Genomic DNA, 21,610 nt, shown 5'->3' with positions numbered 1-21,610 from the left:
CATAACCCTGAGGGTTAATGATCGCTTAATGCACTAATGAATTCCGCGCCCGGCATGGGTCGGCCGAACAGAAAGCCTTGCTGGAAGTTGACGTTGTGCGCGGTCAGATAATCACTTTGCTCTTGGGTTTCTACACCTTCTGCAACCATTGACAGCTCGAGCTTGCGGGCAAGTTGGATGATGGTGTCGAGAATATGGCTGGAAGGTGTGTCGATGCCGATCATCGCGACAAAACTCTGGTCGATTTTCAGGAAGTCAACATTGAACTGGCGCAAATAGCCCAGGCTGGAATGCCCGGTGCCGAAGTCGTCAATGGCGAACATCACGCCAAGTTCATGCAACTGGTCGAACAGTTGATGAGTGAGCTCAGTGGGTTCAAACAGTTCGCGCTCGGTCAACTCCAGTACCAGATGAATGGAACCAGGCGCGAAAGCACCGAGGAACTGGCGGCAGTCCTGGATCAGATCAAGGTTCTGGCAGTGGCTGGCAGTGATGTTGATACCGATATGAAAAGGCTCGGTGAACGAACCGGACAGCGGGCCCAGCAAGGTTGCGGTTTGCTGCATCAAAGAACGGGTCATCGGCACGATGAGCCCGGAATGCTCGGCAAACGGGATGAACAGATCCGGACGCACCAGGCCTTCCTTCGGATGATTCCAGCGCATCAATACCTCGATGCCCGAGAGTTTCTTGCTGTCGCCATGCACCACAGCCTGGAAATAAGGAACGAACTCTACAGCGTCCAGCGCACGTTGCATTTCGAGGGTGGGTGAGTTCGAACGCTTCTGAAGAACATGGCCGATCGCGCCGGAAATGACCCCGAAAAAGATCAGTAAGCTGAACAGCGTCGGGTATTCATTGGTCATGTAGCGCCAGGTTTCACCGTCCGGGAAACCGGCCGCCACGCTGAAATCATACCGAGTCGATTTGAGCATGCTTTGGGCGACGGAAAAGTCGGGTAGGGTGCCCTCCTGAACATGACCATCGGCGGTTAACCAGTTATTGCCGACTTGCAGTATCAGCAATGTGTGCCTCCCGATCAGGCGCAGTACGTTGCTCAAGTGGTAACCATCCAGTGTCGCCAACGCACCGCGTTTGCCATCCTCGATCCGATAGACCAACAAGGCGGTATCGGGCGTGACCGGATTGCCCTTCATCAGCAACAACCGTCCACCGGCATAGCCGCCGGAAGCGACTTTTTCGTGATAGTCGCCAAACAGGGAGCTGCAATAAATAGTGTCGTCCCACATCAGGTTGGTCGAACGCACGAAGGGACGTCGGGTGACTTGCTCGCGCAAGGCGAGGTTGACGTCCAGGCAACTTTGCCCGGCCAGTGGCAACAACTCGTGCGCCGCCTGAGCCGTGTTGTCGAGCATCAGTTCAAATTGGCGAATGGCTTCTTCGGCGGTTTCCTGTGCATGCTGCACGAGTGCGCGCCCGGCCTGCATATAAAGAATGAAAGAGCCCAGCAGTACCGGAAGCAAGCCACTGAGCAAGGTCACCGCAACTTTGAGCCTGCGTTTTCGGGGTTTGGTTTTTAGTGGCATTTGCAAAACCTGTAGCGATGAAATGGAGCTCTCAAATGCTGGCAGGGCCAAATGCCTCCCAAAAAGAGTTCAGGTACGAGCCATGATAGTTCGCATGGAGCCATTATGCCGATCAACGATAATCAAGTCGCTCAGCCAGTTTGACGATGGCCAGCTTCGCCGGTAATGCCTGGCGTCGCTCGAGCACGGACAGGCCGCGCAGCTGTTGGGCGAACAACTGGCGTTGGCGGTGTATCCGGGGAACGGGCAGATTCTGGTCAGGATATGTCTGGACAACAAACCCCTTGCACGTGCGGGAAAAAGGCGGATTTTATAGAGAGGGCGGACAAACTGATTTACGCTGTGTAGAATCAGGTTACGAATACAAGAATAATCGTCTTCTGGCAGCAGAAGCCTCGCCCGCAATAGCCTTGGGTCGACAATGAAGATATTTGGGTTTCAATTGATCTACGGTGATTTCCTCGCCCGCAGCGTGCGGGGCATCTCCTGCGCGCCACCCACCGGTCTCAGCATTGCTAGCAACTAACGTTTGTTAATTCCTGAAAGCATGATGAGGCGCCAACCATGGCAGATTTATACGAAAACCCGATGGGCCTGATGGGCTTTGAATTCATCGAGTTCGCATCACCGACCCCGAATACCCTGGAGCCGATCTTCGAGATCATGGGCTTCACCAAGGTCGCGACCCACCGTTCCAAAGACGTGCACCTGTACCGTCAGGGCGCGATCAACCTGATCCTTAATAACGAACCCAACAGCGTCGCGTCGTACTTCGCGGCCGAGCACGGCCCGTCGGTGTGCGGCATGGCGTTCCGCGTAAAGGATTCGCAAAAAGCCTACAAGCGCGCCCTGGAAATCGGCGCCCAGCCGATCCACATCGAAACCGGTCCGATGGAGCTTAACCTGCCGGCGATCAAAGGCATTGGCGGTGCGCCGCTGTACCTGATCGACCGTTTCGGTGAAGGCAGCTCGATCTACGACATCGACTTCGTGTTCATCGAAGGCGTCGACCGTCACCCGGTCGGTGCCGGCCTGAAGATCATCGACCACTTGACCCACAACGTGTATCGCGGTCGCATGGCCTATTGGGCGAACTTCTACGAGAAGCTGTTCAACTTCCGTGAAATCCGTTACTTCGACATCAAGGGCGAATACACCGGCCTGACTTCCAAGGCGATGACTGCACCGGACGGTATGATCCGCATCCCGTTGAACGAAGAATCGTCCAAGGGCGCCGGGCAGATCGAAGAGTTCCTGATGCAGTTCAACGGCGAGGGCATCCAGCACGTGGCCTTCCTCAGTGATGACCTGATCAAGACCTGGGATCACCTGAAAAGCATCGGCATGCGCTTCATGACCGCGCCGCCGGACACCTACTACGAAATGCTCGAAGGCCGTTTGCCGAACCACGGCGAGCCGGTGGGCGAACTGCAAGCGCGCGGCATTTTGCTGGACGGTTCGTCCGAGTCGGGCGACAAGCGTCTGCTGTTGCAGATCTTCTCGGAAACCCTAATGGGGCCGGTGTTCTTCGAGTTCATCCAGCGTAAAGGCGACGATGGTTTCGGTGAGGGCAACTTCAAGGCGCTGTTCGAGTCGATCGAGCGTGATCAGGTTCGTCGTGGTGTTCTCGCCACCGACTAAGCCGTTACACCGATAAACCTGTGGGAGCGAGCCTGCTCGCTCCCACAGTTGTTTTTGGGTGAGCTTACGGGCGTCTTTGCCGCATCAGATGCTTGAACCCTTCAAACACCAACACCAGCACCGCCATCCAGATCGGGATATAGGTCAGCCATTCAGTCGGCTTGATACTTTCGCCCAGCAACAACGCCACGCCCAGCAACAGCACCGGCTCAACATAGCTCAACAACCCGAACAGGCTGAACGGCAGCAAGCGGCTGGCGATGATGTAGACCACCAAGGCCGACGCACTGATCAAGCCCAGCAGCGGGATCAGCCACGTCAGCGCCGGATGCTGATCGAACACGCCAAAGCCTTGTTCGCCGCCGTGCACGAACCAGTAGGCGATCGGTAGCATCAGGGTCATGTCCAGCCAGAGCCCGCCGAGGTTGTCGGCTTTCAGCCATTTGCGCAGCACGAAATACAACGGATAGCCGACGACCACCAGCAGCGTGGCCCAGGAAAATCCGCCCACCTGATACAACTCATTGATCACGCCCAGCGTGGCGAAAAACACCGCGACTTTTTGCAGGTACGACAGGCGTTCACCGTAGGCGATGCGCCCGGTCAGCACCATGGCCAGCGGCAACAGGAAATACCCAAGCGACACATCGAGGCTGTAGCCGTTGAGCGGCGCCCACATGAACAGCCAAAGCTGTACACCCAGGAGCGCCGAAGAGAGCAGCAGGCCGGCGATCAACTTGGGTTGCGCGCCGATGCGCCGCAACAGGTCGACCACGCGCCGCCATTCCCCGGACACCAGCATGAACACGGTCATGCAGGGCACGGTCAGCAGCATGCGCCAGCCAAAAATTTCCACGCCGCTCAAAGGGGTGAGCAGCGACGTGTAGTAATACATGACGGCAAACAGCACCGAGGCTGAAACCGATAGAGCGATACCTTTAGACAAACTGTCCTCGCGTGATTTTGAGTGAGTGTGAAACGGGCGCAGAGGATACGGGGTTTTCAGCCGGACATTGACCGATCAATCAATAAATAACCTGTGGGAGCTGGCTTGCCAGCGCCTACAGGGTACATATGTCGTCAGGCTGTACGCGGTTTACGGCCCGACACGAAGTGGCTCACGTCATTGAACCCCGGTGTCGAGGCATGCCCCGGTGTCACCAGCGAATCGATGAAGGCTTCATCTTCAGGCGTGATCTTCACCGCTTTTGCCTTAGTGTAGGCGTCCCATTGTGCTTCGGTGCGCGGGCCGACAATGGCGGAGGTGACGGCGGCGTTGTTCAGCACCCAGGCGATCGCGAACTCGACAATGCCGACGCCGCGCTCCTGAGTGTATTGCTGGATCTGCTGAGCGATGCGCAGCGATTCCACACGCCATTCAGTTTCCAGAATTCGCTTGTCGGCGCGGCCGGCTCGGCTGTCGGCATCGGGTTTTGCATCCGGCGCGTACTTGCCGCTGAGCACGCCGCGCGCCAAGGGGCTGTAAGGGACCACACCGAGACCATAATTCTGCGCCGCAGTGATCTGCTCGGTTTCGGCCTGGCGGTTGACGATGTTGTAAAGCGGCTGGCTGATCACTGGCCGGTCGATGCCCAGTTTGTCGGCGATGCGAATCACCTCGGCAATGCGCCAGCCGCGATAATTCGACAGGCCCCAATAGCGGATTTTGCCCTGGCGAATCAGGTCGCCAATGGCCGATACCGTGACTTCCAGCGGCGTGTTGTGGTCTTCGCGGTGCAGGTAGTAGATGTCGAGATAGTCAGTGCCCAGGCGCGTCAGACTGGCGTTGATGCCATTGAAGATGTGCTTGCGGCTCAGACCGCTGCGGTTCGGCACGCCGTCCACCGGGCCGAAGCCGACCTTGGTCGCCAGCACCCATTCATGACGGCGGCTGGCGATGGCCTCACCGACAATTTCTTCGGAGCGGCCGTTGGTGTAGACGTCGGCGGTGTCGATGAAATTGATGCCTTGGTCCCAGGCCTTTTCGATGATTCGCAGGGACTCTTCGGTGCTGGTCTGTTCGCCGAACATCATGGTGCCCAGGGTCAGGGTAGACACTTGCAAGCCCGAATGACCCAGTGTGCGGTAGCTCATGAGGAAATCCTTTTGCCGGAGGGAAAGGCTCAATCAAATACCAGAACCACCGCCGGGAGCCAACGCAAATCTCAAACACACGCACGACACAACTGTGGGAGCCTGCTAGCTCCCACAGGGGATTTGCTGTGCTTAGACGCGCAGGGTGCGAGTCATACGCAACGCCAGCAAGCTACCGCAGACAATCACGCCCGCCAGCAAGTACAACGCCGCATCGGTCGACCCGGTGCTGTCCTTGACCCAACCCACCAGGTAAGGGCTGAGGAAACCCGCCATTTGCCCCATGGAGTTGATCAGCGCCAGGCCACCCGCCGCAGCGCCCGCACTGAGCAGCGCAGTCGGCACCGGCCAGAACATCGGCAGGCCGGTGAGGGCGCCCATGGTGGCGATGGTCAGGCCAAGGATGGCGATGGCCGGGTTGGCGGCGAAGTTCACGGCGATCAGCAGACCGAGCGCGCCCATCAGCATCGGCACGACCAAGTGCCAGCGGCGTTCTTTATGCAAGTCGGCCGAGCGGCCCACGAACAACATGAACAGCGCCGCGAGCAGATACGGAATAGCACTCAACCAGCCAATCACCAGGTTATCGCTGAAGCCCAGGTTCTTGATGATCGACGGCAGCCAGAAGTTGATCGCGTAGACGCCGCTCTGAATGCAGAAGTAGATCAGGCCGAACGCCCAGATCGCCGGGTTCTTGAACACCGCCAGCAGGGAATCGGTGGTGGTTTTCGGCTTGTTGGCCAGGTCTTCGGCGTGGTCGGCTTCCAGCACCGAGCGCTCGAACGGCGTCAGCCATTTGGCATTGGCGTAGCTGTCGCTGAGCAGGAAATACGCCAGTGCACCGAGTACAACAGTCGGCACGCCTTGCAGCAAAAACATCCACTGCCAACCGGCCAAACCGCCCTGGCCTGCGGCGAAGTGATTGAGAATCCAGCCAGAGAACGGGCTGCCGAGCAGGCCCGACACCGGGATCGCCGACATGAACAGCGCCATGATGCGGCCACGGCGGAAGGTGGGGAACCACTGGGAAAGATAGAGCACCACGCCCGGGAAGAACCCGGCTTCGGCCGCACCGGTGAACAGGCGCAAGGTGTAGAACCCGGTCGGGGTGGTGACGAACAGCAGGCAGGTCGACAGCGTACCCCAAGTGATCATCATCAGCGCGATCCAGCGTCGTGGGCCGAATTTGGTCAGGGCGAGGTTGCTCGGTACGCCGCATAGCACGTAGCCAATAAAGAAAATCCCGGCACCGAGGCCGTACACGGTTTCGCTGAATTTCAGTGCGTCGAGCATCTGCAGCTTGGCAAATCCAACGTTCACCCGGTCGAGGTAGTTGAACAGGTAGCAGATGAAAATGAAGGGGATCAAACGCAGGGTAATGCGTTTGTAGACGGCGTTTTTCTCGTCAACGATGGCCTGGGTAGCGGCGGCGCTCTGTGACATGGCGGCTCTCTCTTTATTATGATTTTTTGCGATGCAAGGGTAACGTTGATCGCCCAGAGAGTCTCGACCACCCTCGGGGCTGCTGTCTTTGTGCCTGAGCACAGGGTTTGTTACCAAGGCCTGTGCGGGTGAACAACCGCTTGGCCCTCACGCTTTCAAGGATCACCGTTATGTTCGAACTCGATCACGACCTGGCCCAGGACATCGTCGACCGCGCGATGGCCATCTTGCCGTACAACGTCAACGTCATGGACAGTCAGGGGCTGATTCTCGGCAGCGGCGAACCGGAGCGGGTCAACACCCGCCACGAAGGCGCGCAATTGGTATTGGCCAATGGCCGCGTGGTGGAGATCGATGCGCAAACCGCGGTTCACCTCAAAGGCGTGCAGCCCGGGATCAACCTGCCGCTGATGCTCGACCAGCGCTTGATCGGCGTGCTCGGCATCACTGGCGAACCCGAGCAGTTACGCACCTACGCCGAACTGGTGCGCATGACCGCCGAGATGCTGGTGGGCCAGCGCAACCTTCAAGCCGAGCAGCAGTGGCGGCGCCAGCGTTGCGATGACCTGCTGGCGTTGTTGCTCAGTGACGCCGGCAGCTCACCGCGCCTGATCGACGAGGCGCAACAGCTCGGCCTCAAACCGCAAATGACGCGAGTGCCGTACCTGTTCGAATTGGGCATGGAACACGGGCCGGGGCAAACCGTCGAGGCACTCAGCGCCTGGCTCACTTCGCGCTACCCGGACAGTTGGTGCGTGAGTTCAGCCAAGTCCTCGCTGCTGTGGTGCCGACCGGCCAACCAGTCCATCGAAAATGATCGGCTGCTGGAAAAGCTCGACGGTTTGGGCTGGAACATCCTGCGCATTGCCGTGGGCGGGCAGGCCGACGGGCTCACAGGATTGCGCCGCTGTTACCGTCGGGTCGGCGACTTGCTGGCCTACGGGCGTGACGTCCTGCCCCAATCACGCTTATTGACGCTGACCCGTTATCGATTGCCCGTGATGCTCTGGCGACATCGCAACGACGATGCGCTGGACGAGTTGCTCAACCCACTGCGCAAAGTCATCGCCAAGGACAACAACGGCCAGTTGCTGGCGACCTTGCGCAGTTGGTGCGAACACGACGGCCAGAGCCAGGCCTGTGCTGATGCCTTGGGCATTCATCGCAACAGTTTGCGCTATCGGATGGAGCGCGTTGCTGAACTCAGCGGCGTTGATCCGTTGAAGCTGGACGGCATGCTGGCGTTGTATCTCGGCGTTCAACTATTACCCCAGAGCTGAACACGATCCCGGGCGTGTGAATACGGCTTTTTGTGAAAATGAACAATAATCCTCTGTGCGGCTTGTGCAGCGGACTGGCGTTATTGTTCGGGCCTGCTGGCAGCATGATCTCCATAACAACCGGAGAGTACCCATGAAAATCGTCATCGCCCCCGACTCGTTCAAGGACAGCCTGAGTGCTCAAGGCGTTGCTGATGCTATCGCCCTTGGACTCGCCGAGGTCTGGCCCGATGCGCAGTTGATCAAATGCCCGATGGCCGACGGCGGGGAGGGGACGGTCGAGTCGGTGCTGGCGGCCTGTCATGGCGAACTGCGCCGCACTGGAGTTAGCGGGCCTTTGGGTGCGGCGGTCAATGCCGCCTGGGGCTGGTTGCCCGACAGCCACACCGCGATCATCGAAATGGCCGAAGCCAGCGGTTTGCAATTGGTCCCGGTGGGGCAGCGCGATGCGTGCATCAGCAGTACCTTCGGCACCGGTGAGCTGATTCGCGCGGCGCTGGATGCCGGCGCGCAACGGGTGATTCTGGCCATCGGTGGCAGTGCGACCAATGATGGTGGCGCCGGTGCGATGCAGGCATTGGGCGTGAAGCTGCTGGATGCACAAGGTGAACCTTTGGCGCCGGGCGGCTTGGCGCTGGCGCAATTGGCGCGCATTGATCTCAGCGAGTTCGACCCTCGTTTGGCCGACGTGCGTTTCGACATCGCGGCGGATGTGAACAATCCACTGTGCGGCCCTCACGGCGCCTCGGCGATATTTGGTCCGCAAAAAGGTGCATCGCCCGAGCAGGTTCAACAACTGGATCTGGCGCTGGGGCACTTCGCCGATCACTGCGCCAAGGTGTTGGAAAAAGACCTGCGCAATGAAGCCGGCAGCGGTGCGGCGGGTGGTTTGGGCTTTGGCGCCAAGGCGTTCCTGGGGGCGCAATTCAAGGCCGGGGTTGAGGTGGTTGCCGAGTTGGTGGGCCTGGCGGACGCGGTTAAAGTTGCCGATCTGGTGATCACCGGGGAAGGGCGTTTCGACGCACAAACCCTGCGCGGCAAAACACCGTTCGGTGTCGCGCGCATTGCTCAACTGCGCGGCGTGCCGGTCATCGTTATCGCCGGTACGTTGGGCGAGGGCTATCAGGCGTTGTATGCGCATGGCATCGACGCCGCGTTTGCCCTGGCGAGCGGTCCAATGACGCTGGAACAGGCATGTACCGAAGCGCCGCGTTTGTTGCGTGAGCGAGCGACGGACATTGCACGGGTCTGGCGAACGGCTGCCCGCCAGCGCTGACTCAACCTGTGGCGAGGGAGTCTGCTCTCCCTCGCCACAAATGCCCTTTAACCCGCGGATTCTGACGTACCCATAGCTAATGGAGCACGGTCATGCAGCTTGCAGGAATAAGTCTGAACGCCCTTGAACCCGACACTCGGGTCAACAGGCTATTTGCGCTGGACTAACACGCAACTGGCTTCGTTGTGCAAGTTAGGCATGGTGGACGGAGGCGGGCGTTTCCAGCGTCCGCTTTTCATCACGCCAGGCTCCACAACGGTGTTATCCGGAGTCAACCAGATTTTATAGAAGGTAATCCAATTACCCGGAATGCTGACATCGCCATCACCGCTGGTGGTTGGGTTTTTGACGGTCGTGATGGCGAACTCCCAGTTGTTAGGTACGTCGTTGTCCCTCTCGCAGCCGCCGTCGTCAAATACCGTCACCGTCAGTGCCGAAGGTACATTGATAAATATCATTGCGTTGTAGTCATTGTCGCGACAACCCACTGGGTCGCCAAAATAATATTTTCCTTCAATGGCCGGGATACGACAAACTGGAAAATCAATGACGCTACCTTCAACATCACCAAAAACAATAAAACCATTAGTTAAGTTTTCCTGTTTGGCAGTATCGGCAAAAATACTACTGCTGGTTAACATCAGGCTGCAGCCAAGTGCTACTGCACTTGTGAGCATTTTTAAATAATGCATGTCTTGCTCCTTTGTCGTTCTGATAGAGCCATCAAGGCTTGTTGGGCAAAACACTAACAGGGTTTTTGAATCGCGAAACCTAGCAGAACAGTTAGTACTTAAAGATGGAAGCCGCTCTGACAATATGCGACGACAGCGCTTGGTTGCAGACTGGGTACCTGTCAACTTTGACAGTATCGGATTTTAAAAAATTGATGCTTAATCGGCCCCAAGGCCCCGTGGTGCAGATCGAAGGGACGGTTATCGGGTTTTCCCTCGCAGTGTTCAAGCCGCCGCACAGCCTCCAGCGCCATCGCAGGATGATGGCCATTTATAGTTCTGTGGAGGGCAATGAACATGACAGTCTTGAAAACCCGGCTCGGCTCGAAGGAGGCGCGTGATGCCTATCGCGAGTTGCGTAATCAACGCAATCTGGAGCGTGCAGCTCAGGCAGCGGACGAACTACCAATCGCGACAATACGGGAGGTCATCAATGCCGACGGTCTGTTGAATGGACCTGTTATCAAGCTCAAGGGGATGGAGCTGAATGTTCCAATTTGGGCGAATACGGGTGACTTTCCTGGTGACAAGCAGATACTTGAATTGTTTATCGCCAAGGGGCATATCACCGACGTTAATTGGCCGGCCTTCACTAAAGTCCAGCAAATCGAACTGGATTATCCGTTTGCGGATACGTGGGTAGGTGATTACACCATTCCTTTGAATATCATTCAGCCCAATGGTGAATATACGTTCAAACATGAAGTGGTGCTGCATACCACTCAACGTGTCAGAAGTCTGTTGATCCATGTCATCAGCGATATTACTGCGCCCTATGAACTCACCAATCCACCTGAACCGCCGGCCATGACATTTACCGCAACCGAACTGGACGACAGTAACGTCGCCACGGTAACCGGCATCATCCCCGATTACAGTGACAAGGCCGGAGAGGACAAATACGTCTATTGGTACGCGAGTGATCCCTTACCGTCTGATCCATCGTTGCTCGATCCGGTCGCACCACCTGTCATTCTTCCGGCCAACCGCAGCGTCACGATCCCGAGGGCGTATATCGAAGGCAAGGGCGATGGTGTTTTTTACGTGCTTTATGCGCTGATCGACAAGGCGTTCAACCGCAGTAATCTCTCAGGCTGGACCCGTTTTGTCGTCACCTTGGGGGCCTTGCCAACCGCCCTGAAGAAACCGGAAGTTCCGGTGGCGGCTGGTGGTGCGGTGATTGACCTGGAAACGGCGGCAGGCGGTGTAATCATCGAAATCAAACCGTACAGCGGTTGGAAGGACGGCGACAAAATTGTCGCGAAGTGGGGTGATATTCCCTTGCCCGTGACTTTCGCGATTGAAAACCGCACCACCGAAATTCCCGTACCTGCGTCGACATTGCTTGCCGCCTATATCGGGTCAACGGGAGAAAAAGTCACCACAGTCAGCTATGTCATCGATCGCCTCGGCCGTACGTTCGGTCCGGAGGAGGATGACTTTGTGGTGAACTTTGAAGTGGTCGGCCCACCCAACCCGTTTCCCGACTTTCCAGACCCGACCAATCCGGATCTGTTGGCAGGGGTCGTCAAGGGCTCTACGGGCGATAACGTGCTGGTAGTCGCCGATGCCGACAAGGATGTTCCGTTTGAATTCACCGTCTATGACCCGGTCGACGCCGGCGAAACCCTGGAATTTTATTGGGAGGGCACGCACATCGTTGAGGCGGACCTCACGATCACGACAGAAACGGCGGGCTCAAAGAAGACCATAAACGTTCCCTGGCGCTACGTGCTGGCAACCGATAACGGCCCGGGCAAGGAAGTGTATTACACCGTCGGTAAAGCGAGCGTTACGCCGAATCGGCAAAAGTCCCTGATCACCCTGGTCAATGTCAACGATGCCATTGTGCTCACGCCTGATGCACCGACGTTCCCTCATATCAATGGCATGTGGCTGATCTGCGATTCACTGCAACCACCAGAAAGTGCGATTGTCGTGGATGTTCCTGATCTGTCGGCCTGGTTGCAGGTGGGCGACGAAGTCGAGATGTCTTGGGAGTTGTTCCAGGGACGCGCAGGAACAACGCCGATTGCCGGAACATTGTTTGAGGACACGATCACGCTGACGGCGGCCGGCGGTGCCTATCCGGTCACCGGCTTCCAATGGCGCGTCCAGCCGTATGCCGATTACATTGCTCCGGCCTATAACCCACCGCTTCATTCCGACGCTAATACGAAAGTGACGTACTCGTTCGAGTACAGGGGCAAAACCGTGACGTCCAAGATCGCGACGGCATGGCTCGGCATGTACTTGGGTGACATCCCTTGCCGGGTGCCCTAACTGCCGATGTGGCGCGGGCCGGCTCCTGGAGGACACTTCCGAGGGCCGGCCTATGCTCTGCCTGACGGACAACCGCGGGCTGGTTCCTTGATCAGCGTTGACTTCGGATTAGTCCTACATACATCACGGAAGGGTAAACATATTCTCGCCGCCTTTGTAACGTACGGCCCAGCGGATGACACCCCGCAGGCCCCAGGATTTTTATTTGCTCGAGGTATACCTGGATATGTGGGCAAGCAATGTTTTCAATCTGAATCCGCTTTCGAAAGCCGTGAAGTGGGCAAGCCTTGCACCCCTGCTTTTTTTCGCTCAGCAGGTCATGGCCGGACCGATCAACGGCGTTGTCGTAAACATCGACCAGAACACATCGCCCGACAGCTATTCGCTGACCAACGCCGCCACCCTGAATGCCAACGCCGCCACCACCCGGGAAATCACCGCCGGTGGCGGGTCCAAAGTCAATCTCATCGGCAGTACGGTCAATGCAACGGCAGGCAGCAACGGCCTGGCGCTGTTCGACAGCGATGCGCAGATCACCGGCAGTCGCATCAACAGCAGCGTGACCGGGTTGCAGTTGGGTTTCACCGCGACGGGCGCTGGTTCGAAGGCAACCGTAGATGGCAACAGCCTCATCAGCGGTGTCAACACGGGTGCCCAGGTCGGTGCGGAAAGTACCCTGACACTGCTTAATAGCCGGCTAGAGGGTACAGGCGCAAACGGCGCAGGCCTGCGGATGTTCGATGGCACGACCTCGGCGGTCGGCAGTACGATCGTTGGCGGACTTAACGGTATTGTCGTGCGCAACGACGCGAGCCAACCGGGCGGGACGGTGTTGAATCTCGATAGCACGCAGGTCCAGGGTTCGGGTGGTTCGGCCATTTTTGTTCAGGGTGGCAATGCCGCAATCACGGCGCGCAACGGTACGAACCTGACTGCCAGCAATGGCATCTTGCTGGATGTCGGAAACGGTGGGTCGGCCGATCTCTCTGTCAGTGACAGCAACACGCATCTGGTAGGCGATGTCGTTGTCGCGAGTGGCAGCACGGCCAATGTCCAGCTGGACAATTCCGCGACGTTGACCGGGCGTCTCGAGAATGTACAAGGCCTGTCCGTCAACAACAACGCGCGCTGGGTGATGGTGGGCGATGGCAGTGTCCAGAGCCTGACGCTCAACGGTGGCGGCGTGCAATTCGGCAATCCGGGGGAGTTTTTCAAGCTGTCCGTGGGCGAGTTGTCGGGCAACGGCGGCACCTTTTACATGCACAACGACTTCAGCACCGGGCAGATCGATACGCTGACCGTTACTGGAAACGCCAGCGGCAATCACACGGTGGCGCTCGACAGTAGTGGCTCGGAGCCTGTTGCCGCCGGATCGCGGCCGGTAGTCCACATTGGCGGCGGCGACGCAACGTTCTCGCTGCTGGGCGGTGCGGTGAGCCTGGGTGCCTACGATTACGACCTGATCAAGCAGGGCGACAACGACTGGGTCCTGAACACGGCTACGCGCTCGATCAGTCCGGGTACCCAATCGGTCATGGCCTTGTTCAATGCCGCGCCGACTGTCTGGTACGGCGAACTCAGCACTCTGCGCAGCCGCATGGGTGAAGTGCGCATGGATCAGGGCAAGGCCGGGGGCTGGATTCGTACCTATGGCAACAAATACGACGTCAGTGCCAGCCAGGAACTGGCCTACCAGCAAACCCAGCATGGTTTCTCCTTCGGTGCCGATGCGCCGCTGCCAGTGGCGGATGGACAATGGCTGGTCGGCCTGCTTGGTGGTTACAGCCAATCGGACCTGAACATGAGCCGTGGCACTTCCGGCGAAGTCGACAGCTATTACCTCGGTGCCTACACCACCTGGCTTAATGAAAATGGCTATTACGCTGACGCAGTGATCAAGTTCAACCGCTTCCGCAACTCCTCTGACGTGCAACTCAGCGACGGCAGGAAGACCAAGGGCGACTACGACAACAACGGTGTCGGGGCTTCCGTGGAGTTGGGGCGGCACATCAAGCTGGACAACGGTTATTTCGTCGAGCCTTACACCCAGTGGGCCGGCGTGATTGTTGAAGGCGCCGACTACGACCTGGATAACGGCATGGCCGCCGAAGGGGATCGCGTCCGTTCGATGCTCGCTAAAGTCGGTGCCACGGCCGGTCGCAACTTCACGGTCGGCAAGGGCTACGAAGTCCAGCCGTATGTGCGCGCGGCTTATGTGCACGAATTCGGCGCCAACAGTGACGTGCAGGTCAATAACAACTCATTTAATACCGGCTTGTCGGGCTCCCGTGGCGAACTGGGCACGGGCATTGCGATGCAGGCGACTGACCGCACCTCGGTCCACCTCGATCTTGAGTACAGCAATGGCGACAAGATTGAACAGCCGTGGGGGGTTAACGTCGGTTTGCGTTATCACTGGTAATACCGTTCAAACCGCTGAACAAACAGCGCAGGTCACCCCACAGGTGCCTGCGCTTTTTTCGTGGGGATCACTGTTGATGTCGGTCTGACCTGTCAGAAGTGACAGTATCCCGATATCCGGATTTGGGCATTAATAGTCACTCTTGCACGCAGGCAGGCATGACGCCTGTTGGGTGCTCCTATTTGACGGAGGTCATCATGTCCACACAAAAAAGCTCCAGCGAGCAACATTCACTTCGGGTTCGGCCCAAACCTTTCACGCAGGTGATGCTAGAAAATATTGACGGTGGCCAGGAAGGCTTGCTGCCAACCAGTATCCAGGGCAAACGACTGAAAATGGAGTTTGACCCATGGGCCAACACCGCTCCTTCAGTGGAGTCTCCGGAATCGGTGGAGATGTACTGGAATGGCGCACCCGTTGAGACAAAGACGTGGACTGCACCGATTGCAGCGGATGACTACTTCATTGATGTGCCTGCTGCCTGGTTGTTCGATGGTGAACATCACGTGGACTATCTGTTGACCCTGCATACCGGGCAAACCGAAATGTCGGAGGTCCGTGTCTTGACCGTCGACACCGAGCCCGCCGAACTCGATGCCAACAGCAAGCTCGCGTTCGATACCGATACGGTCGACCAGGACTATCTGAATAACCACGATGATGTTGTAAAGGTCGAAGTTCCGCTTCACTTGCCCCGCACACCAGGGGACGTGGTGATCGCCACATGGAAAAATCCCTTGGGCGGCGCCTCGGAAGAGTACCGGACCGAGCCGCTGACCCGGCATAACTATCAGTACCCGATCTACCTTGAATTCGACAAAGAGTTGATTCTCAGGAGCGGTGACGGAAAACGGGAAGTGTCTTACCGGGTGCAAGATCGTGCCGGTAATGTGAGCGCCGAGTCCGTTCCCGCCGAGCTGCTGGTGGCGGTGATCAGGGCGCCCCGTTACTTGCCCAACCCCTGGGTCGTTGAAGTGGGTGGGGAACCGTCCGACTATGGCAGTCTCGATCCGGAGAAGACCCTGCGAGGTGCCACCGTGCGCATTCCGCAAGAAGCGGTGTATTACGAGGATGATCGGCTCGAAGTGTTGTTTGGCGAGCCGGGTGTTGCCGGCTCCATCAAGGTGCCCGTCGTGGCGGGGACACGCGAAGTATCGATTCCCAAGGAGAGTATCGCCGCCTATTTGAACAGTACCTTGCCGGTAAGCTATCTCGTTCATTTGGCGGATGGTACGACTGAACCTTCCAGGTCCTTGACCTTGGCCATCGCGGCGTTCCCTCCCTCCAGGTTGCCTGGCGCTCAACTCGTCGCACCCCATAGCGATCCTGTGTACAAGAGTCGCATTACTTCGCCGGGACTGCCGATTTTCCAGCGTACCTGGGCCTACATCAGTACCCAGTGCCTGATCACCATCACAGTGACTGGCACGGGCACTGACGATCAGCCGAAATCCGCAACGATCATCAATGCGCTACCTGTCACCAGTGCGCAGGTCACGGAGGGCGTCCTGGCGACCGTGCCCCTGGCGTTCATGTACACCTTGAGGAACGACACGCGTTTCAGGGTGCAGACCCAGGTCAGTTTCAATAACGGCCGCAGTTGGTTTGCTTTTACCCTGCTGTCCCCAATGCTGCGGGCCTGACTGCGCCGACTATGTAACGAGCCCGTGTTCTCGGGGCTCGTTATGGTTCATTGATAGGTGATAGTGAAACTCATCGCGCCTTCGGCCTTGCCGGGGCGGATGTCCGGGCTGTTTTTGATCTGATAGAACCGTGCCTTGAAATCCAGGGTCTTGTCCTTGCCGTCTTCAATGGCGCCGAACGAAACATCGGTACCCAGGGGAATCGGGGTGATGCCGTCGCCACGCAGAATCTGGATGCCCATGCCGGCCACGGTCGAACCGGGGCTGAGATTGACCACACCGTGACGGCCGTCACCTTCGGGTATCGAACCGGCCGCACCGTCCAGGCGGATATGAGCATTGGCCCGATTGTTGTCGAAGGGATCGGCTATGCAACTGGACAGGCTGATGGTGAAACCGGTCGGGGGCGTTGTGTAGCCGGGATGCGTGAAGTCCTTGGCATCCCAGTCGCCCAGCGGCACCGGATCGATACTCACCGGCTTGGCGCCGACCGTGCACTGCGCTTGAATGACTGTCCCCCGAATGCCATAGCCGAAACCCTTGCCGATATCCGAGAAATGTCCGTCGAATATCTGCTGGCTCAGCGTGTGCGGTCCGGGGGCAATCACTCCGGTTTTCACCAGCGTCACCTTGCTCCTGAGTCGTGAAAGCATGAAAGGTGAGAGCAGGGTGCGGCTGATATGAGCATCGAAGGGCACGATCGGCGATCCGCCTATCGGCACAAACGAGTTGCCCGCGTTGCCATCGAAACCGAACTCCAGGGTTATGCGGGCACCAACGCCAGCAATGTTGGTCATGTACACCGTGCCGCGGGTGGCCGGATCTCCGATGATTTCGTGGGCCCTGCGGTCCGAGGGTGCAGTCGGAACGGTCGTGAAGTTCAGCACGACGCTGCCATCGTTACTGCAAGAGATGCCCTGGGGCCCGGGATGGGGCGTCTGCACGAACTTGTCGATCACGCCGATGACGCTGCCCACAGGTGCGTCCCGCGGGACGTAGACACTGCCCACATCGGCCTGGAAATCCAGCGGGCCTGGCGTCGTATCCCATGAGCACATGTTGGCCAGGGCAGGCGCCGCAAGCTGCCACCCGGCCAGGATCGCTGCCAGGCTCAAGCCCTGACGCAGAGAAAATTTCATCAATGTTTTCCTTCAATGAGCCAGGCGCCGTGACCTTGCGGTCGGCGCCATTTCAATGGATGCGTGTCAACGACAGATCGAGGTCTGCAACCGATAGCCTTGAGCCAGTTCCATGCGTTGCGGGTCGACGTCCAACCGGCATTGCTGGTTGGGCTGTTCACCCCAGCGGACGTTGAGCGTCTGTGCTCTGTCATCGGTAGTGAGCATGATTTGGCCGGCCTGGCCGACCAGACCGATCACGGCGTCTTCGTCATCGCGCACTTGCGCGCCGAAGGGCAGTGGCTGCTCGCCGTACATGGCGCTGATGACCAGGCGGCTGACCGTGCGGGCAGCGAACGTGCTCTTGACCACCGCGCCACGTCGAGGCACGACCTGAGTGGTGCCGTTGTCGATTTCGACGTCCGGGCCCAGTTGATCGGTTTGCAGTTCGACCTGATTGACCCGATAAGGACGCAGGTACGGCACCAGGGCATAACCGCGCTCATTGGTGCGTACACCCGGTGCGTTGGCGATGGCGACGTCCTTGATGCCGGGCACTTCCACCAGGCCTGCGGTTTCTCCCAGGTATGGCCCCAACTCGATACCGTCGCCATGCGCCAGCAGCGCGCCGGTCGCGTTGACGGACAGGTTGCGGTAATCATTGCCCTGGCTCACACCCGCGCCCAGATTGCCGAAGTGGGTTTGATAACCCATGGACAGTTCTGCCGATTGCTGGTGGTTGTCCTGGTTGGCCACCGCCGCGCGGTAGTTGAAGCGGTTCTCGTCAAGCACACCATTGAGGCTGGCGCGCTGGCTGTAGGCGTTGCCATTCCTTTGCATATCGAATGTCGCCGAGTTGGTGTGCCCGAACCCCAAGGGCAGGGACACACTCAAGCCGATCTGTCGATCGCTATGCGCGTTTGTGTCAGTCAGGGACTGGCTGGCGTAAAGCGTGTAGCCAATACCGCGGTGCTGGGTATTGAAGTTCAACTGGAACTGACGGCGTTGATAGTTTGTGCGCCAGAATTCTTCCTGGGACAGGGTCAGCGTCAACGAGCTTTGCGGGGTCAGGTTTTGATACACCGCGGCTTCCAGGCGGCTACGCCGGCTGCCGCGGAAACTGCTGTCCTGGCTGCGCTGGCGAACGGCTTCGTCGAAGTCGCGATAGCCTTCTGTGGAATAGCGGTAGCCGGCGAAACGCAGGCTGGTACGGGTGGGGAATGTCTTGCCGTACTTGACCGCATAACTCATGCCCTGCACCGCGTCGATGTCGCGGGTATCGAGATCGGCGTCGGAGCGTGTGACGTCCAGGGCCAAGGCGCCGACGCTGCCCAGATCCTTGGCGACGCCCAAGTTAATGGCCCGATAGTGCTCGCTGGTCATCAAGCCGCCATAGAAGGTCGTACCCCAGCCGGTGCCCATGGCCATGGTGCCTTGCCAGAGCAGAGGATCGTCGACGTGGCTGGCGGCGTTGTAGCGGCCGACGGCTGCGCTGTAGCGCCACGTGCCTTCGCGCAGCAGGTTGCCCAGGGATGCATAGGGCTGAATGAATCGCCGTACTTGACCGTCGGCTTCGGTCAACACGACTTCCAGCTCGCCACTGCCGCCACCGGTGTTCAAATCGTCGATGATGTAAGGGCCGGCACTGACATAGGTGGAATAGATCGGATAACCGTTCTGCCGGACTTCCAGTCTGGCCCGGCTCAGCGCCACACCGCGGATGATCGGCGCATAGCCCTGCATCGCATCGGGCAACATGCCGACGTCCGAACTGAGCAGCGCACCCTTGATCGGCAGGCTCTTGAACACATCGCCACCGGTGAACGCTTCACCGAGCGTGAGGTTGGCGTGCATGCCGGGCAAATCCCGTTGCGCATAGGTGTAGGCACGGGTCCATTCACGATCGCCATGGCTGTCCTGACGCCCGCTCTGGTTGGTGCGCAAACGCCATGGGCCCAGATTGAGGCCGGCGTTGAGGTACAGGTCCTGGCTGTTGTGCGCGCCGTAGCGATTGGAGCCCTGTTGGGCAGAAACCTGGTAGTTGAGGAACGCGGCGTTGATCCCTTCGTCCCAACGCTCGGGATCGACATAGCCGGCGACGTTGCGGCGCATGGCGATCTGCGGAACGGACAATGCAAACTGCAACTGCCCGCCATCAAACTCGCTACGGGCGCCGTCGATGAGTGTGACGAGGTTGATGCAGCTCGACTTCAGTTGTTCGGGTTGGGCAACGGCATCGAGCTTGACGCCGAACTGCTCCAGCAGGTCGGCACTCAGACACGGCGTGAGGTCATTCGCTCCCACCTGGACAAAGTCCAGTTCATGGCGGCCCTGATATTCATGGTTGACACGAACTTCCACACGATAGCGTCCCGGGCCGAGGTCCTGATGGCTGGCCAGCGCCTGTAGTGCCAGATGCCCGGCATCGGTTGGCTGGCCGATGCCCTGATGCATGAAACCGCTCTGAAAGCTCAATGGCGCATTCGCCAATGCCGGTCCTGCCTCCACGAGGGCGGCGCCGCCACTGCCGATAAGAAAAAGTTGGGCAAAGCGCTGGCGAGCGAGCACGCGCCAGCGACCCGGGAAAGGGATCATTGTCATTTTCCTGGCTATGAATGCTATGGGCGATCAGCGGTTGTTCTGGAGTGGCTGGCTCATCAGCGGAGTGATGCCGCCGTAGTCGTTGATGGTGGTAAACGACACGCGCAGGTCAGGGGCGGATTTGATGTCATCCAGGGCATATACCTGACGGTCGAACGGCAGCACCATCGGACGGTTTTCCAGCGTCCGCGACTGGCCGTTGGCAGTCACTTCAACGCGGTGGAAGGTGTAGTGAAAAGGTGTCGGGTTGTTCACCACGAGGCTGGATTTGCCGTCGATCCGCTGCAGCGACCATTGCAGATCCTTGAGGCGAACATTCGGGGTGTCCTTCAACTGGCTGGGGCGATAGAACAGCTTGATGCGCGTGCGGATGGCAATGTTCAGCACGTTGCTTTGATCGTTCTCGACCTGCGGGATCTCTTGCGCGTTGAAATAGAACAGCGACTCCCGATCGGTCGGCAGTGAGTTGGGCAGGCCATTGATTTGTACCTGCTGTTCCTTGCCGGGGTTGACCCTGAACAGGGGCGGCGAAACCATGAACGGCACCGCGGTGGTGGTGTCGTCGGCCGTGGTATTGACCCAGGTCTGCACGGCGTAGGGTTTGTCGCTGGGGTTGGCGACCACCAGCGAAACGCTGCGTTTGTCACTCTCGAACAGCACACGGGTGCCGCTGAGGGTCAATGCACCATGGCTGGCCGGTGCGTGCACGGCCAGCAGCAGCGCGGCCATGACACAGGGGCGCGTCCTGCGGTGACGACAGAATGCTTTGATCGATCCGAACATGAAAATACCTCTGGGCGATGCGGGCGCTGGAGCTGTGACGCACGTGCCCCTTGAGCGCAAGCGGGCGTTGCGCTCAAGGGGGTGGACGTTACGGAAGGGTGACGAGGAAGTTGATGTTGGCGATCACCGGGCCCGGTACGACAGTCGCTGCGGTGGAGCGGTACTTGGCGTTGAAGATCATGCGGGTTTCGCCGGTGGCATTGAGCGGGTAATCCTTGGATTGGGTCCCGCTGTCGACGTGCTTGCCGTCGTTGTCCTTGATCGCCAGTGCAACACCGGTGGCGCCGCCAGTCTGGATGGCGTAGTAGCGGCCACCGGTACCGGCGCTACCGTGAGTACTGTCGAATCGCACACTGGCGGTATCGCCCGGTGCAAAGCCGCAGACCGCACCGTCCTTGATGCGCAGTGCGAACTCGCGACCGCCCACTTCAGTGTCGGCCGCGCCGCCGAAATCAGGTGCTGCCACGCTGCCCAGGTTGATCGGGCCGGTGGCGCCGGTGCCCGGGTCGATCGCGTCGATCGGGCAGGTGTTGGCGTTGATGTTGCCGGTGAAGTTGATCTGACCAACGCTGCTAGCGAATGCCGAAGTGCCGGCGACGCTGGCAGCCAGGCCCAGGGTCAGTGCGAGTAGGGTTTTGTTCATGTTGTATGTCCTTGTCTATCCGCCCGGCGAGATTGAACTGAGACAACTCCGGTGCGGCACTCTTGTTGAGTGTTTTAATCGTTGATGAGGGGTGAGGCAGTGTCT

At 58.7% G+C, this 21,610-nt stretch carries 15 protein-coding genes; 6 read left to right on the top strand and 9 right to left on the bottom strand.

Annotation, left to right across the window (positions count from 1 at the left end; translation table 11 throughout):
* Window positions 1-14 precede the first annotated feature (14 nt).
* On the bottom strand, window positions 15-1,547 hold the full coding sequence (locus BVK86_RS01260) for an EAL domain-containing protein (protein ID WP_075944684.1): 1,533 nt from the start codon (window positions 1,545-1,547) through the stop codon (window positions 15-17).
* 564 nt (window positions 1,548-2,111) lie between these two features.
* On the opposite strand from BVK86_RS01260, the gene hppD reads away from it, so the two are divergent.
* Window positions 2,112-3,188 (top strand): 4-hydroxyphenylpyruvate dioxygenase, encoded by a 1,077-nt coding sequence (gene hppD, locus BVK86_RS01255; protein ID WP_075944683.1) that lies wholly within the window; start codon window positions 2,112-2,114, stop codon window positions 3,186-3,188.
* 64 nt (window positions 3,189-3,252) lie between these two features.
* Here the strand turns inward: hppD and rarD are convergent, their stop codons facing one another.
* The 3 genes from rarD to BVK86_RS01240 all read right to left on the bottom strand — a co-directional run bounded on the left by rarD (window position 3,253) and on the right by BVK86_RS01240 (window position 6,725).
* The gene (gene rarD / locus BVK86_RS01250; RefSeq protein ID WP_075944682.1) at window positions 3,253-4,134 is read right to left on the bottom strand and encodes an EamA family transporter RarD; all 882 of its coding nucleotides are present in this window, start codon (window positions 4,132-4,134) and stop codon (window positions 3,253-3,255) included.
* Between the two features lie 134 nt (window positions 4,135-4,268).
* On the bottom strand, window positions 4,269-5,282 hold the full coding sequence (locus tag BVK86_RS01245) for an aldo/keto reductase (protein ID WP_075944681.1): 1,014 nt from the start codon (window positions 5,280-5,282) through the stop codon (window positions 4,269-4,271).
* A 132-nt stretch (window positions 5,283-5,414) separates the two neighbouring features.
* Window positions 5,415-6,725 (bottom strand): MFS transporter, encoded by a 1,311-nt coding sequence (locus tag BVK86_RS01240; protein WP_075944680.1) that lies wholly within the window; start codon window positions 6,723-6,725, stop codon window positions 5,415-5,417.
* Between the two features lie 170 nt (window positions 6,726-6,895).
* On the opposite strand from BVK86_RS01240, the gene BVK86_RS01235 reads away from it, so the two are divergent.
* The gene (locus BVK86_RS01235; protein WP_075944679.1) at window positions 6,896-8,005 is read left to right on the top strand and encodes a sugar diacid recognition domain-containing protein; all 1,110 of its coding nucleotides are present in this window, start codon (window positions 6,896-6,898) and stop codon (window positions 8,003-8,005) included.
* Window positions 8,006-8,138: 133 nt separating this feature from the next.
* Complete coding sequence (locus tag BVK86_RS01230; RefSeq protein ID WP_075944678.1) at window positions 8,139-9,281, top strand: glycerate kinase; 1,143 nt, start codon at window positions 8,139-8,141, stop codon at window positions 9,279-9,281.
* Between the two features lie 149 nt (window positions 9,282-9,430).
* On the opposite strand, the gene BVK86_RS29165 is transcribed toward BVK86_RS01230, so the two are convergent.
* Window positions 9,431-9,973, bottom strand: a complete 543-nt coding sequence (locus BVK86_RS29165; RefSeq protein WP_139315736.1) for a hypothetical protein — start codon at window positions 9,971-9,973, stop codon at window positions 9,431-9,433.
* 330 nt (window positions 9,974-10,303) lie between these two features.
* On the opposite strand from BVK86_RS29165, the gene BVK86_RS01220 reads away from it, so the two are divergent.
* The 3 genes from BVK86_RS01220 to BVK86_RS01210 all read left to right on the top strand — a co-directional run bounded on the left by BVK86_RS01220 (window position 10,304) and on the right by BVK86_RS01210 (window position 16,360).
* Window positions 10,304-12,295, top strand: a complete 1,992-nt coding sequence (locus tag BVK86_RS01220) for a hypothetical protein (RefSeq protein ID WP_075944676.1) — start codon at window positions 10,304-10,306, stop codon at window positions 12,293-12,295.
* A gap of 226 nt (window positions 12,296-12,521) precedes the next feature.
* The gene (locus BVK86_RS01215; protein WP_075944947.1) at window positions 12,522-14,717 is read left to right on the top strand and encodes an autotransporter outer membrane beta-barrel domain-containing protein; all 2,196 of its coding nucleotides are present in this window, start codon (window positions 12,522-12,524) and stop codon (window positions 14,715-14,717) included.
* Window positions 14,718-14,914: 197 nt separating this feature from the next.
* A complete protein-coding gene (locus BVK86_RS01210) occupies window positions 14,915-16,360 on the top strand; it encodes a hypothetical protein (RefSeq protein ID WP_075944675.1) in 1,446 nt (481 codons plus the stop codon).
* A 47-nt stretch (window positions 16,361-16,407) separates the two neighbouring features.
* Here the strand turns inward: BVK86_RS01210 and BVK86_RS01205 are convergent, their stop codons facing one another.
* From BVK86_RS01205 to BVK86_RS01190, 4 genes are all read right to left on the bottom strand, one after another.
* The gene (locus BVK86_RS01205; RefSeq protein WP_075944674.1) at window positions 16,408-17,499 is read right to left on the bottom strand and encodes a fimbrial protein; all 1,092 of its coding nucleotides are present in this window, start codon (window positions 17,497-17,499) and stop codon (window positions 16,408-16,410) included.
* A 66-nt stretch (window positions 17,500-17,565) separates the two neighbouring features.
* A complete protein-coding gene (locus tag BVK86_RS01200) occupies window positions 17,566-20,079 on the bottom strand; it encodes a fimbria/pilus outer membrane usher protein (protein ID WP_075944673.1) in 2,514 nt (837 codons plus the stop codon).
* A gap of 27 nt (window positions 20,080-20,106) precedes the next feature.
* On the bottom strand, window positions 20,107-20,862 hold the full coding sequence (locus tag BVK86_RS01195) for a fimbrial biogenesis chaperone (RefSeq protein ID WP_075944672.1): 756 nt from the start codon (window positions 20,860-20,862) through the stop codon (window positions 20,107-20,109).
* Window positions 20,863-20,950: 88 nt separating this feature from the next.
* Window positions 20,951-21,505: a fimbrial protein gene (locus BVK86_RS01190; protein ID WP_075944671.1), complete on the bottom strand. Its 555-nt coding sequence runs from the start codon at window positions 21,503-21,505 to the stop codon at window positions 20,951-20,953.
* Between the last annotated feature and the right edge of the window lie 105 nt (window positions 21,506-21,610).

Source organism: Pseudomonas reinekei (assembly GCF_001945365.1).
Lineage (GTDB): Bacteria > Pseudomonadota > Gammaproteobacteria > Pseudomonadales > Pseudomonadaceae > Aquipseudomonas > Aquipseudomonas reinekei.
Note: the sequence above shows the minus strand (reverse complement) of the source record. Positions and strands in the feature narration are given on the sequence as shown.